Genomic DNA, 13,917 nt, shown 5'->3' with positions numbered 1-13,917 from the left:
TACGTGACAACGGCTGTGACCATTCCCAGGCACGGGGGCACTGGAGGGCGTACGGCCGTTGCCGCCCGGGCGCGGCAGGTCGTGAAGGCGTACGGGTCCGGGGAGACCCGCGTCGTCGCCCTGGACCACGTCGACGTCGACATCGAGCGGAGCCGGTTCACCGCGATCATGGGCCCCTCGGGGTCCGGCAAGTCGACGCTGATGCACTGCCTCGCCGGACTCGACACCGTCACCTCCGGGCAGATCTTCCTGGACGAGACGGAGATCACCGGCCTCAAGGACAAGAAGCTCACCCAGCTGCGCCGGGACCGGATCGGCTTCATCTTCCAGGCGTTCAACCTGCTGCCGACGCTGAACGCGATAGAGAACATCACGCTGCCGATGGACATCGCAGGCCGCAAGCCCGACAAGGCGTGGCTGAGCCAGGTCGTCGACACGGTCGGTCTCGGCGACCGCCTCAAGCACCGGCCGACCCAGCTCTCCGGCGGGCAGCAGCAGCGCGTCGCGGTCGCCCGGGCCCTCGCCGCCCGCCCCGAGATCATCTTCGGTGACGAGCCGACCGGAAACCTCGACTCCCGGGCCGGCGCCGAGGTGCTGGGCTTCCTGCGCCGCTCCGTCGACGAGCTGGGCCAGACCATCGTGATGGTCACCCACGACCCGGTGGCGGCGTCGTACGCGGACCGGGTGCTGTACCTCGCCGACGGCCGCATCGTCGACGAGATGCAGCGGCCCACCGCGGAAGCCGTGCTGGACCGCATGAAGGACTTCGACGCGCGGGGGCGTACGTCATGACCGTCGTCAAGACCTCGATGCGCAACTTCTTCGCGCACAAGGGCCGCATGGCCCTGTCGGCCGTCGCGGTGCTGCTGTCGGTGGCGTTCGTCTGCGGCACGCTCGTGTTCACCGACACGATGAACACGACCTTCGACAAGCTGTTCGCGGCCACCTCCTCCGACGTCACCGTCACCCCGAAGGAGGCGAAGACCAACGACACCCCGCAGAACGGCAAGCCGGAGTCGATGCCCGCCTCCGCGCTGGCCGAGGCGGCGAAGGTGCGGGGCGTCAAGTCCGCCGAGGGTGCCGTCAGTTCGCTGAACGTGACCGTCGTCGACAGCGACAACGAGAACATGGGGTCCACCAACGGCGGGCCCACCATCGCGGGCAACTGGACGAAGAACGACCTGCGTTCGATGGAGATCACCGAGGGGCACGCGCCGCGCGGGCCCACCGAGGTGATGGTCGACTCCGACACCGCCGACAAGCACCACCTGAAGCTCGGCGACGAACTGCGCACCATCGCGGTCACCGGTGACTTCAAGGCGAGGATCGTCGGTATCGCCGCCTTCACCGTCACCAACCCCGGTGCCTCCGTCGTCTACTTCGACACCGCCACCGCGCAGCGCGAACTGCTCGGTGAGAGCGGCCGGTTCACGCACATCAACCTGATGGCCGACGCCGGTGTCACCGACGCCCGGCTGAAGAAGAACGTCGCCGCCGCACTCGACGGCACCTACAAGGTGCAGACGCAGAAGGAGAGCGCGGACGAGAACCGCTCGGACGTCGACTCCTTCATGGGTGTCATCAAGTACGCCATGCTCGGCTTCGCCGGCATCGCGTTCCTGGTCGGCATCTTCCTGATCATCAACACCTTCTCGATGCTGGTCGCGCAGCGCACCCGCGAGATCGGCCTGATGCGGGCGATCGGTTCCTCCCGCAAGCAGGTCAACCGTTCCGTGCTCGTCGAGGCGCTGCTGCTCGGCGTGGTCGGTTCGATCCTCGGCGTCGGCGCGGGCGTCGGTATCGCGATCGGCCTGATGAAGCTCATGTCGTCCATGGGCATGAACCTCTCCACCTCCGACCTGACGGTGAAGGCCACGACCCCCGTGGCCGGACTGCTCCTCGGCGTCGTCGTCACGGTCTTCGCCGCCTACCTCCCCGCCCGCCGCGCGGGCAAGGTGTCCCCGATGGCCGCCCTGCGCGACGCCGGGACGCCGTCCGACGGCAAGGCCGGTCTCGTACGCGGTCTGATCGGCCTGGTCCTCACCGGCGCCGGAACGGTCGCCCTCTACGCCGCGGGCACCGCGGACAAGGCGAGCGAGGGCTCCCTGGTCCTCGGCGCGGGCGTGGTGCTCACCCTCATCGGGTTCGTGATCATCGGCCCGCTGCTCGCGGGCGGCGTGGTCCGGGTCATCAGCGCGGTCCTGCTGCGGGCCTTCGGCCCCGTCGGGCGGATGGCCGAGCGCAACGCGCTGCGCAACCCGCGCCGCACCGGCGCCACCGGCGCGGCCCTGATGATCGGCCTCGCCCTGGTCGCCTGCCTGTCCGTGGTCGGCTCCTCCATGGTGGCCTCGGCGACCCAGGAACTCGACAAGACGGTCGGCGCGGACTTCATCGTCCAGGGCAACCAGCGCATCGTGCCCCAGGCAGAGAAGGCCATGCAGTCCACGCCGGGCCTCGAGCACGTCACCCGCTACAAGACGCTCGAAGCCACCCTGACCTCCCCGGACGGCAAGAGCGACGACGACGGCGTGACCGCCGCCGACCCCTCGTACGCCGACGATCTGCGCCGCGAGACGACCTCCGGCACGCTGAAGGACGCCTACGGCAAGGACGCCATGTCGGTCGGCTCCGACTACGCGACCAAGCACCACGTGAAGGTCGGTGACACCGTCAGCGTCGCCTTCAAGGGCGGCGAGACCGCCAGGCTGAAGGTCGCCGCCATCACCGACGACGACACCTCCATCGACCAGGGCGCCCACTACCTGAGCCTTGCGACCATGAAGAAGTACGTCCCCGCGGACCGGATCCCGCCCAACGAGATCATGTTCGCCTCCGCCAGGGCCGGCCAGGAGGAGCAGGCGTACGCGGCGCTCAAGAAGGCCATGAAGCCGTACCCGCAGTACCAGGTCCGCGACCAGACGGACTTCAAGCAGGAACTGAAGGACCAGGTCGGCCAGCTCCTCAACATGGTCTACGGCCTGCTCGCCCTCGCGATCATCGTCGCCGTCCTCGGCGTGGTGAACACGCTGGCCCTCTCGGTCGTCGAGCGCACCCGCGAGATCGGCCTGATGCGCGCCATCGGTCTCTCCCGCCGCCAGCTGCGCCGCATGATCCGCCTGGAGTCCGTCGTCATCGCCCTCTTCGGCGCCCTGCTGGGCCTCGGCCTCGGCATGGGCTGGGGTGCCACCGCCCAGAAGCTCCTCGCCCTGGAGGGCCTCAACGTCCTGGACATCCCCTGGCCGACGATCATCGGCGTCTTCATCGGCTCCGCCTTCGTGGGCCTGTTCGCCGCGATGATCCCGGCGTTCCGCGCGGGCCGCATGAACGTCCTGAACGCCATCGCCACCGAATAGCCCCCGCGGACGGGGGTCACGGGGATCAGGCCCGGTCCCGGAGAGCCACCAGGCTCTCCGGGACCGGGCTTTCCAGGTCGTGGTTTTCAGCCCGTCCGGCGTTCGAGGACGAGCGCGGAGCGCGAAGGGGGTCTGGGGGCGCAGCCCCCAGGGACGCACGCCCCCACCGGGCGCGGCCGGGACCCCAGGCGAGCCGGGCGTGGCCGTCGTCCACAGGCACGGCGCCGCCGCCCACACCGACGTACGCTGGAGGCCCCCGGCCAGACTTCGCGCCGGGCGCTTCGCGTTGCCCACCCCCGGACGGGATTGCCTTTCATGAGCCTGCACGGTCTGCTCGACGCCGTCGTCAAGGACGCCGCCCTCGCGGAAGCGGTGAAGGCCGCAGCCGACGGAAACCGCATGCACGTCGACCTGGTCGGCCCCCCCGCGGCCCGCCCCTTCGCGGTGGCGGCCCTGGCCCGCGAGACCGGCCGCCCCGTGCTCGCGGTGACGGCGACCGGCCGCGAGGCGGAGGACCTGGCCGCCGCGCTGCGCTCCCTCCTGCCGCCCGACGGCGTCGTGGACTACCCGTCCTGGGAGACGCTCCCGCACGAGCGGCTCTCCCCGCGCAGCGACACCGTGGGCCGCCGCCTGGCCGTGCTGCGCCGCCTCGCGCACCCGCGGCAGGACGACCCGGAGACCGGCCCGGTCTCCGTCGTCGTCGCCCCCATCCGCTCCGTGCTCCAGCCGCAGGTCAAGGGCTTGGGCGACCTGGAGCCCGTCGCGCTGCGCAGCGGCGAGAGCGCCGACCTCGGCGAGGTCGTCCACGCGCTGGCGGCAGCCGCGTACTCCCGGGTCGAGCTCGTCGAGAAGCGCGGCGAGTTCGCGGTCCGCGGCGGCATCCTGGACGTCTTCCCGCCCACCGAGGAGCACCCGCTCCGCGTGGAGTTCTGGGGCGACGACATCGAGGAGATCCGCTACTTCAAGGTCGCCGACCAGCGTTCCCTGGAGGTCGCCGACCACGGGCTGTGGGCCCCGCCCTGCCGCGAGCTGCTGCTCACCGACGACGTACGGCAGCGGGCCGCGGCCCTCGCCGTGGACCACCCGGAACTGGTCGAACTGCTCGGCAAGATCGCCGAGGGCATCGCCGTCGAGGGCATGGAGTCCCTGGCGCCGGTGCTGGTCGACGACATGGAGCTGCTGCTCGACGTCCTTCCGAAGGGCTCGATGGCCGTGGTGTGCGACCCGGAGCGGGTGCGGACGCGCGCCTCGGACCTGGTTGCGACGTCGCAGGAGTTCCTCCAGGCGTCCTGGGCGGCGACCGCCGGCGGCGGTGAGGCCCCCATCGACCTCGACGCGGCCTCGCTCCGCTCCATCGCGGACGTCCGCGAGCGGGCCCGCGAGCTCGGCATGATGTGGTGGTCGGTGAGCCCCTTCGCCGCTGACGAGGAACTCGACGCGGCCGCCACCCTCAAGCTCGGCATGCACGCCCCCGAGACCTACCGCGGCGACACCGCCCGCGCCCTCGCCGACGCCAAGGGCTGGATCTCGGACGGGTGGCGCACGGTGTTCGTCACCGAGGGCCACGGCCCCGCCGCCCGCACCGTCGAGGTCCTCGGCGGTGAGGGCGTCGCCGCCCGCCTCGACACGGACCTGGCCGACCTCAGCCCCTCCGTCGTCCATGTGTCCTGCGGTTCGATCGACCACGGCTTCGTGGACCCGCGGCTGAAGCTGGCCGTCCTGACCGAGACCGACCTGTCCGGCCAGCGTTCGGCGACCAGGGACGGCGCGCGCATGCCGGCCCGCCGCCGCAAGACCATCGACCCGCTCACGCTGGAGACGGGCGACTACATCGTCCACGAGCAGCACGGCGTCGGCCGCTACATCGAGATGGTGCAGCGCACCGTCCAGGGCGCGACCCGCGAGTACCTCGTCGTGGAGTACGCGCCCGCCAAGCGCGGCCAGCCCGGGGACCGGCTCTACATCCCCACCGACCAGCTGGAGCAGATCACCAAGTACGTCGGCGGGGAGGCGCCCACGCTGCACCGCCTGGGCGGCGCCGACTGGACGAAGACCAAGGCGCGCGCCAAGAAGGCCGTCAAGGAGATCGCCGCCGACCTGATCAAGCTGTACTCGGCCCGGATGGCGGCCCCCGGCCACGCCTTCGGTCCCGACACGCCCTGGCAGCGCGAGCTGGAGGACGCGTTCCCGTACGCGGAGACCCCGGACCAGCTCACCACGATCGCCGAGGTCAAGGAGGACATGGAGAAGACGGTCCCGATGGACCGCCTGGTCTGCGGTGACGTGGGGTACGGCAAGACCGAGATCGCGGTGCGGGCCGCCTTCAAGGCGGTGCAGGACGGCAAGCAGGTGGCCGTGCTCGTCCCGACGACACTGCTCGTCCAGCAGCACTTCGGGACGTTCTCCGAACGGTACGCGCAGTTCCCGGTGAACGTGCGCGCCCTGTCCCGTTTCCAGACGGACAGCGAGGCGAAGGCGGTCCTCGAGGGCCTGCGGGACGGTTCGGTGGACATCGTCATCGGCACCCACCGGCTGTTCTCCTCCGAGACCAGGTTCAAGGACCTGGGCCTGGTCATCGTCGACGAGGAGCAGCGGTTCGGTGTCGAGCACAAGGAGCAGCTGAAGAAGCTCCGTGCGAACGTCGACGTCCTGACGATGTCCGCCACCCCCATCCCCCGCACGCTGGAGATGGCCGTCACGGGCATCCGCGAGATGTCGACGATCACCACCCCGCCGGAGGAGCGCCACCCGGTGCTGACCTTCGTCGGCCCGTACGAGGAGAAGCAGATCGGCGCGGCCGTCCGTCGCGAACTGCTGCGCGAGGGCCAGGTCTTCTACATCCACAACCGGGTCGAGTCCATCGACCGGGCCGCCGCCCGGCTGCGGGAGATCGTCCCCGAGGCGCGCATCGCGACGGCGCACGGCCAGATGGGGGAGCAGGCGCTGGAGCAGGTCGTCGTCGACTTCTGGGAGAAGAGGTTCGACGTGCTGGTGTCGACGACGATCGTCGAGTCCGGCATCGACATCTCGAACGCGAACACGCTGATCGTGGAGCGCGGCGACAACTTCGGCCTGTCGCAGCTGCACCAGCTGCGCGGCCGGGTGGGCCGCGGCCGGGAGCGCGGCTACGCCTACTTCCTGTACCCGCCGGAGAAGCCGCTCACCGAGACCGCGCACGAGCGCCTCGCCACCATCGCCCAGCACACGGAGATGGGCGCGGGCATGTACGTGGCGATGAAGGACCTGGAGATCCGGGGCGCCGGAAACCTGCTCGGCGGCGAGCAGTCGGGCCACATCGCGGGCGTCGGCTTCGACCTGTACATCCGCATGGTGGGCGAGGCGGTGGCGGACTACCGCGCCGCTCTCGAAGGCGGAGTGGAGGAGGAGCCCCCGCTGGAGGTCAGGATCGAGCTCCCGGTCGACGCCCACGTCCCGCACGACTACGCGCCCGGCGAGCGGCTGCGCCTGCAGGCGTACCGCGCCATCGCCTCCGCGAACACGGAGGAGGACATCAAGGCGGTCCGTGAGGAACTCGTCGACCGCTACGGCAAGTTGCCCGAGCCGGTGGAGAACCTGCTGCTGGTCGCGGGCCTGCGGATGCTCGCGCGCGCGTGCGGTGTCGGCGAGATCGTCCTCCAGGGGACGAACATCCGTTTCGCGCCGGTGGAGTTGCGCGAGTCGCAGGAGCTGCGCCTCAAGCGGCTCTATCCGGGCACGGTCATCAAGCCGACCGCCCACCAGCTTCTGGTGCCCCGCCCGAAGACGGCGAAGGTGGGCGGGAAGCCGCTGGTCGGCAGGGATCTGCTCGGCTGGACCGGCGAGTTCCTGACGACGGTCCTCGGGTCGTAGACCCCCGCCGGGGTGCCCCGGAATCCCGGCCGAGCGCACCACCACGCCGCGCGCGGCGAGGCCGCCCGGGGGAGGGGATCTCCCGGGCGGCCTCTGGGCTCACGGTGGTTCCGTCCGTGGGCCGGTGCGTCATGGGGCCGGGTCCGTGCATCGGATCGACCGGCGGGCGGTACGGGCGGTGCGGCCGGCTACGGCCGGTCGGGGTTGTCGCGATGCATCCGCATGCGGTCCTCGGCCTGTTGCTGGGCCTTGTCGACCTGGTCCGTGTACTTGTCGCCGGTCCGCTTGTTGATTTCCCGCTCCGCGGCGTCCGACATGTCCGGACTCTTGTCCCGCGTGTGGCTCTTGAACCTGTCGAAGATGCCCATCCAGAGCTCCTTCCATAGGTGACTCACCCTCGACGATACGCCCGGCACGGGGTGATTGCCCGTTGAGGTGGGATAGGGCCGGGACTCCGTGGCCGCTACGGTGTGTCCAGGGAGAACCGCCTGCTCCAGGCGGTACCGCAGGGCAAGGGGAGGGGCGTCGTGGTGCGTCTGAGGGGTGGGGTGACCGCCGCTGTTCTGGTGCTGTTCGCCGTCAGCGGCTGCAAGGAGCAGGCGACGGGCGTCGCGGGGCCCGAGGACACGGCGGTCGGCGGTGCCGCCCTCACCGCCGTGGACTCGCTGACCGTGAAGGGGCGCGCGCCCAGGACCGGGTTCGACCGGGAGCGGTTCGGCACGGCCTGGGCCGACACGGACTCCAACCGCTGTGACACCCGGGACGACATCCTCAAACGGGACCTGAAGGACGTGAAGTTCAGCGACGGCACGTGCAAGGTGTCCTCGGGGACGCTCGACCCGGATCCGTACACCGGCAAGGAGGTGACGTTCGCGCGCGGACGGAGCCAGGTGGACATAGATCACCTGGTGGCGCTCTCCGACGCCTGGCAGAAGGGCGCCCAGAAGTGGGACGCGAGCAAGCGCATCGCCCTGGCCAACGACCCGCTCAACCTCCTCGCGGTCGACGCCGGGCGCAACCGCAGCAAGGGGGACGGCGACACGGCGACCTGGCTTCCGCCGAACAAGCGTTACCGCTGCACGTATGTCGCCGCCCAGGTGGCCGTGAAGAAGAAGTACGGGCTCTGGGTCACCGGCGCCGAGAAGGCCGCCATGAAGCGGGTCCTGTCGGGCTGTCCCGGCCAGAAACTCCCCGCGGGCGGCAGTCCCACGCGGGCACCGGAGCGCTTCCACGCGGGCTGACCGCCCGCGGTGCGGTCATGGGCCGGCCGTCCTGGGTGACCGGGGTGACGAGGGTGACGCCTTTGCGGCCGGCGTCCTGCGGGCGGGCGCTCAGCCGCCCATCTTGTCCAGGTCCATGACCTTGCCCTTGGGGGCCTCGGCGGGGACCGGCTTGTTGTAGTCGCTGAAGGTCAGCGTGCCCGGGTCCTTGGCGGACTTGCTGTCGACCTTCAGGAGGTAGGGCTTGCCCTTGGTCGCCACGTAGATGGTGGCGCGGTCCTTGCCGTCCTTCTCGTGCAGGACGATCGCCGGAGTGCCGTCGACGGACGACGTCTTGCCCCGGGTGGCGTCGGAGTTCACGTCACCGGCCTCGGAGAGCACCGTGTCGAGGTCGCAGAGGCTCTGGATCTCCTTGGCGTCCCCGCCGGCCGCGGACATCTTGGTCCACTTGCCCGCCATCATCTCGACGACGCTGTCGGTCTCGTCCTTCGGCTCGCCTTTGCTCTGCTCGCGCAGGAAGGTCTCGTCGTACCGCATGTAGAGGGTGTCGCCGGACTTGATGAGGTCGGCCTCGCCCTCGCCGCCGGCGCTCATCGTGCCGGCGCAGTTGCCCTTCTTGTCCAGCGCGATGTCGATCCGGATGGTGCCGCCGCTCTCCTCGTCGGCGACGTCCCCCTTCATGCGGAGCGACGTGGCGCCCTTCGTCGCCTTCACGGCCCGGTCGGCTATCTCGCCGCCGGAGAGTCCGGCGAACGGGCCGTCCGCCTTGTCCTCGCCGCAGCCGGTGAGGCTGACGGTGGCCGCGGCGGCGAGGCAGAGAGCGGCAAGTGCGGTTCGGCGCATGGGAGTTCCTCGGAGTGAGAGCGGCATGGGTGGCATCGGGACCGACTGACGCGCTGCGTGGGAGCACCGCGGCGGCGGGCCGTGCATAGGTCAATCACAGCAGAGGTTGTGAACCGAGTCAACACGGTTCACGGGTGTCCTTGTGTACACGCTCGTGAACCGGTAGATCTTGCATACGTCGGTATGCTCGACGCCACACACCAGGTAGAGGGGAGCCGGGCGGTGCAGGAGAACGGGACAGAGGTGACCGCCGCCGGTATCGCGCGGCTCGCCGGGGTCGGCCGCGCGGCCGTCAGCAACTGGCGCCGCCGCCACGCCGACTTCCCCAGGCCGGTCGGCGGCACCGAGACCAGCCCCTCCTTCGCGCTCGCCGAGGTCGAGGAGTGGCTGCGCGCCCAGGGCAAACTCGCCGAGGTCCCGCTGCGGGAGCGCGTGTGGCAGCACCTGGCGGGCCACCCCGGAGGCCCGGTCACCGCCCTGGTGCACGCGGGGTGCGCCCTCCTGCTCATCCACGACCGCCCCCCGGTGTGGCTCGAACTCGGCGCCACCTCCGACGAACACCTCGCCGAGCAGCTCCCCGCCGCGCTCGAACAGGTGCTCACCCCGCGCTTCGGCACCGCCCGCGCACGCGCCGTGCCCACCCCGTCCACCGCCGAACTCCTCCCGTCGGCGCCCCTCCTGCGCGGCGCCGCCGAACTCGCGGCCGAGCTGGGTGCCCGGCAGACGTACGAGTTCCTGCTCGGACGGCACCTCGACGCCAACCCGAGGCAGTACACGCTCACGCCCGGCGACCTCGCCGCCCTCATGGCCGAACTCGCCGGCCCCGCCCGGACCGTGCTGGACCCGGCCTGCGGCACCGGCGCCCTCCTGAGAGCCGTCGCCCCGGCACCCGGCCAGCAGCTGTACGGCCAGGACAGCGCCCCCGAACTCGCCGCGCTGAGCGCCATCCGCCTCGCCCTGCACACCCGGGCCACCGTCCGCACCGCCGTCGACGACAGCCTGCGCGCGGATGCCCACCAGACGCTGCGCGCCGACGTCGTGCTGTGCCACCCGCCGTTCAACGAACGCAACTGGGGCCACGACGAACTCGCCTACGACGCCCGCTGGGAGTACGGCTTCCCGGCCCGCACCGAGTCCGAGCTGGCCTGGGTCCAGCACGCGCTCGCCCGCCTCGGGGAGGGCGGCACCGCCGTCCTGCTCATGCCGCCCGCCGTCGCCTCCCGCCGCTCCGGCCGCCGGATCCGCGCCGACCTGCTCCGCCGGGGAGCCCTGCGCGCGGTGATCGCCCTGCCGGCCGGCGCGGCACCCCCGTACAACATCCCGCTGCACCTGTGGGTGCTGCGCCGCCCCGGGAAGGCGCCCGCCCACCCCGAGGTGCTGCTCGCCGACACCGCCGCGCACGCCGAGGGAGCCGGTTCCGGGGCGGAGCGGGTCCGGGAGACCGGGGGAGGCCGGGCCGGCTTCGACTGGCAGACCGTGCGCACCGCCGTCCTCGACGCCTGGCGACCCTTCGAACGCACCGGCACGGCACCCGAGCGCCCCGGACTCAGCCGCTCCGTCCCCGTCATCGACCTCCTCGACGACGACGTGGACCTGGCCCCCGCCCGTCATCTGCCGCCGCCCGCCGAGGCCGGGGGCGCCGAACGGCTCGCGACGGTACGCGAACGCCTCGGCGAGACCCTCCGGCTCACCGCCGACCTCGCCCCGCGGCCCGACACCGACGCGGACCCGGCGCGCTGGCCGCTCACCACCGTCGGCGAACTGGCGCGCGGCGGCGCCCTGTTGCTGCGCACCGGCGGAAGCAGCGCCCCCGCGCGCGTGCCCGTGCTCACCGACCACGACGTCGTCGCCGGGACCGCCCCCTCCGGTGTCCTGCCCGAGGGGGAGGAGGAAGCCGTGCTGGTGGCGGCGGGTGACGTCGTCGTCCCCGTGCTCGGCGGCGGCGCGGTCGCGCGCGTGATCGACGAGGAGACCGCCGGAGCCGCCCTCGGGCGCAATCTCACGCTGCTGCGCCCCGACCCGGCCGCGCTCGACCCGTGGTTCCTGGCCGGGTTCCTGCGCGGCACCGCCAACACCCGGCAGGCCAGCAGCTACGCGTCCACCGCCACCCGGCTCGACGTGCGCCGCCTCCAGCTGCCCCGGCTGCCGTTCGACCAGCAGCGCCGCTACGGCGAACGGTTCCGGGCACTCGCCGAGTTCGAGGACGCCCTCAGGCTCGCGGGCCGCCTGGGCGAGCAACTCGTGCGGGGCATGTACGACGGGCTGACGGACGGGACGGTCGCGCCCGAGTCCCCTTGAGGCGGACGAAGTGATCAGCACGACAACGGTTCGGTACAACCCGGGACCGGTAGTGCTTGTCGGCCTATACGCTCGGACTTCCAGCTCACCCGTCCACCCCACCAGGCATTCAGGAGCAGCCATGCACGGCCACGGCTACGCGCCGCCTCCGCCGAAGCGGCCCTCGACCGGGACGCTGGTCGTGCTGCGCGTCATCTTCGCGGCAGTGCCCCTGCTGACGATCGGGTTCCTGGCGTGGGTCTCGCCGCTGCGGGTCGCGATCGTCACCCGCCGCGCCGCGCACTGGTGGATGTTCGTCGGGTCCCTCGTGGTCCTCGGCATCAGCTTCGCGTTCCTCAGCACCGACCACACCGACGACTTCAGCAGCCCGAACGGCAACACCGGCATGATCATCCTGCTGCTCAACGCCGCCGCCTGCACCGCCTGGTTCCTGTTCGCCGACATCCGGCACCACCAGCGGCCGAGCCCCGTCGGGTACCTGCCGCCGCAGCCCCACACCCCGCACTACGGCTACCCGCAGCCCGCGTCGCCGTACTCCGTCGCGCACCGGCCGACCCCCGTGCCCCAGGCCCCCCTGCCGCACACGCCCGTCCCGGCGACTCCCGTGCCGCAGCCGCCCACGCGTCCCGCGCCCGCCCGCATCGACCAGGTCCGTGCCGAACTCGACGAGCTCAGCGACTACCTGCGCAAGCACGACGGCACCCACGAGGACGGCAGATGAGCGTGGCGACGGGGCGCGTGGTCGGCGACCGCTACGAACTGTCCACGCTGATCGGGCAGGGCGGCATGGGCCAGGTCTGGACGGCCTACGACCAGCGCCTGGACCGGCGCGTCGCCGTCAAACTGCTGCGCCCCGACAAGGTCGCGGGCCAGGAGGCCGACGAGCTGCGCCGCCGCTTCGTGCGCGAGTGCCGGGTCACCGCCCAGGTCGACCACCCGGGCCTGGTCACCGTCCACGACGCGGGCAGCGAGGGCGAGGAGCTGTTCCTCGTCATGCAGTACGTCGACGGCGCCGACCTCTCCGACCACCTCGCCGAACACGACCCCTACCCGTGGCCGTGGGCGGTCGCGGTCGCGGCGCAGCTGTGCGCGGTGCTCTCCGCCGTGCACGCCGTGCCGATCGTCCACCGCGACCTGAAGCCGCGGAACGTGATGGTCAAGCAGGACGGCACGGTCACCGTCCTCGACCTCGGCGTGGCCTCCGTGATGGACACCGACACCACCCGGCTCACCCACACCGGTTCGCCCATCGGCAGCCCCGCCTACATGGCCCCCGAGCAGGCGATGGGCGGCGCGGTCGGCCCGTACACCGACCTGTACGCGCTCGGTGTGCTGCTGCACGAACTCCTCAGCGGGGACGTGCCGTTCTCCGGGTCCACCGCCCTCGGCGTCCTGCACCGCCACCTCTACGAGCCGCCGCTCCCGGTGCGCCGGCTGCGGCCCGAGGTCCCCGAGGCCCTGGAGCGCCTGGTGCTGCGCCTGCTGGCCAAGGACCCGCAGCACCGCCCGGACTCCGCGCAGGAGACGTACGAGCAGCTCCTCCCGCTGCTGCCGGCGCGCGGCATGCCGTCGGGTGCCCCGCTCGACCCCACGCGCCCCTTCCTGCGTCCGCACGCCCCCTGGCCGGACCGCGCCCGCATCCCGGCGCCCCAGCCGACCGTGACGGCCTCCACCCCCGCCGCCGAGAAGCCCGATGTCGCCGGCGCCGTCGACGAGGTCAAGCGGCTGCTCGGCGAGGGGCGCATCACCCAGGCCGTCGACATCCTCGGCGCGATCCTCCCGGCCGCCGCCGCCCAGCACGGCGAGCACTCACCCGTCGTACGCACCCTGCGCAAGCAGTACGCGGCCACCCTCATGGACGACGGTCAGTACCGCCGCGCCCTGCCCGAGCTGCGCCGTCTCGCCGACGAGCGGGCCGCGGAGGCCGGACAGGCCGACACCCAGTCGCTGCGCTTCCGCTACGAGGCCGCCCAGTGCCTCGAACAGCTCGGCGAACCGGCCGCCGCGCTCGCGGAGTACCGCGCCCTGCTCCCGTACTACGAGAACCAGTACGTCGCGGGTGATCCCGAGCTCTCCCTCGAAGTGCGCCGCCGCATCGGGCACTTGCTGCTCGCGCTCGGTGACCGCCCCGCCGCCCACGACACGCTGGCCCGGCTGCTGCACGACGTGGAACGGCTGCGGGGGCCCGGGCATCCGATGGCGGCCGAGGTCCGCCGGACGCTGCAGTGGCTGGGGCAGGTCCGCGGCTGAGCGGGACACCGTCCCGGCGCTCCGCGGGCCTGCCCGCCGGCCGGCGGCGTACGTGCCGGTGCGGAGGGGGTGCCCGAAGTCCTCGCGAATCGTTGGTCGAATGG

The 13,917-nt window shown here is 72.0% G+C and carries 9 protein-coding genes; 7 read left to right on the top strand and 2 right to left on the bottom strand.

Going from position 1 to position 13,917, the window contains the following annotated elements; genetic code table 11:
- The first annotated feature begins 3 nt into the window (after window positions 1–3).
- From ACFYP4_RS25640 to mfd, 3 genes are all read left to right on the top strand, one after another.
- Window positions 4–792, top strand: coding sequence for an ABC transporter ATP-binding protein (locus ACFYP4_RS25640; protein WP_358850097.1), 789 nt, complete (start codon window positions 4–6; stop codon window positions 790–792).
- Window positions 789–3,353 (top strand): ABC transporter permease, encoded by a 2,565-nt coding sequence (locus ACFYP4_RS25635; RefSeq protein ID WP_388788361.1) that lies wholly within the window; start codon window positions 789–791, stop codon window positions 3,351–3,353. Before ACFYP4_RS25640 ends, ACFYP4_RS25635 begins: the two co-directional genes overlap by 4 nt.
- A 315-nt stretch (window positions 3,354–3,668) precedes the next feature.
- The gene (gene mfd / locus ACFYP4_RS25630) at window positions 3,669–7,202 is read left to right on the top strand and encodes a transcription-repair coupling factor (protein ID WP_388788358.1); all 3,534 of its coding nucleotides are present in this window, start codon (window positions 3,669–3,671) and stop codon (window positions 7,200–7,202) included.
- Between the two features lie 188 nt (window positions 7,203–7,390).
- On the opposite strand, the gene ACFYP4_RS25625 is transcribed toward mfd, so the two are convergent.
- Window positions 7,391–7,570 carry an antitoxin gene (locus ACFYP4_RS25625; protein WP_358850100.1) on the bottom strand — a complete coding sequence of 60 codons (180 nt, stop codon included), beginning with the start codon at window positions 7,568–7,570 and terminating at the stop codon, window positions 7,391–7,393.
- Window positions 7,571–7,729: 159 nt separating this feature from the next.
- On the opposite strand from ACFYP4_RS25625, the gene ACFYP4_RS25620 reads away from it, so the two are divergent.
- Entirely contained in the window at window positions 7,730–8,443 is a 714-nt protein-coding gene (locus ACFYP4_RS25620) for an HNH endonuclease family protein (RefSeq protein ID WP_388788354.1), read from the top strand.
- A 90-nt stretch (window positions 8,444–8,533) separates the two neighbouring features.
- On the opposite strand, the gene ACFYP4_RS25615 is transcribed toward ACFYP4_RS25620, so the two are convergent.
- The gene (locus ACFYP4_RS25615) at window positions 8,534–9,265 is read right to left on the bottom strand and encodes a hypothetical protein (protein WP_388788351.1); all 732 of its coding nucleotides are present in this window, start codon (window positions 9,263–9,265) and stop codon (window positions 8,534–8,536) included.
- Between the two features lie 222 nt (window positions 9,266–9,487).
- Here ACFYP4_RS25615 and ACFYP4_RS25610 point away from each other — a divergent pair, with 222 nt between their 5' ends.
- The 3 genes from ACFYP4_RS25610 to ACFYP4_RS25600 all read left to right on the top strand — a co-directional run bounded on the left by ACFYP4_RS25610 (window position 9,488) and on the right by ACFYP4_RS25600 (window position 13,813).
- Window positions 9,488–11,563, top strand: a complete 2,076-nt coding sequence (locus tag ACFYP4_RS25610; RefSeq protein ID WP_358850103.1) for an N-6 DNA methylase — start codon at window positions 9,488–9,490, stop codon at window positions 11,561–11,563.
- A gap of 121 nt (window positions 11,564–11,684) precedes the next feature.
- Entirely contained in the window at window positions 11,685–12,284 is a 600-nt protein-coding gene (locus ACFYP4_RS25605) for a hypothetical protein (RefSeq protein WP_388788348.1), read from the top strand.
- Window positions 12,281–13,813 carry a serine/threonine-protein kinase gene (locus tag ACFYP4_RS25600; protein ID WP_358850105.1) on the top strand — a complete coding sequence of 511 codons (1,533 nt, stop codon included), beginning with the start codon at window positions 12,281–12,283 and terminating at the stop codon, window positions 13,811–13,813. Before ACFYP4_RS25605 ends, ACFYP4_RS25600 begins: the two co-directional genes overlap by 4 nt.
- Window positions 13,814–13,917 lie beyond the last annotated feature (104 nt).

The organism is Streptomyces sp. NPDC005551, from assembly GCF_042871785.1.
Taxonomy (GTDB): domain Bacteria; phylum Actinomycetota; class Actinomycetes; order Streptomycetales; family Streptomycetaceae; genus Streptomyces.
The sequence above is the reverse complement of the archived record's forward strand: the minus strand, read 5'-3'. Positions and strand labels throughout refer to the sequence as shown.

What these genes read in the sequence shown, in the direction of transcription:
- ACFYP4_RS25600 (WP_358850105.1), top strand. Translation starts at nt 12,281, where the DNA reads ATGAGCGTGGCGACGGGGCGCGTGGTCGGCGACCGCTACGAACTGTCC.
- mfd (WP_388788358.1), top strand. Translation starts at nt 3,669, where the DNA reads ATGAGCCTGCACGGTCTGCTCGACGCCGTCGTCAAGGACGCCGCCCTC.
- ACFYP4_RS25605 (WP_388788348.1), top strand. Translation starts at nt 11,685, where the DNA reads ATGCACGGCCACGGCTACGCGCCGCCTCCGCCGAAGCGGCCCTCGACC.
- ACFYP4_RS25615 (WP_388788351.1), bottom strand. Translation starts at nt 9,265, where the DNA reads ATGCGCCGAACCGCACTTGCCGCTCTCTGCCTCGCCGCCGCGGCCACC.
- ACFYP4_RS25625 (WP_358850100.1), bottom strand. Translation starts at nt 7,570, where the DNA reads ATGGGCATCTTCGACAGGTTCAAGAGCCACACGCGGGACAAGAGTCCG.
- ACFYP4_RS25635 (WP_388788361.1), top strand. Translation starts at nt 789, where the DNA reads ATGACCGTCGTCAAGACCTCGATGCGCAACTTCTTCGCGCACAAGGGC.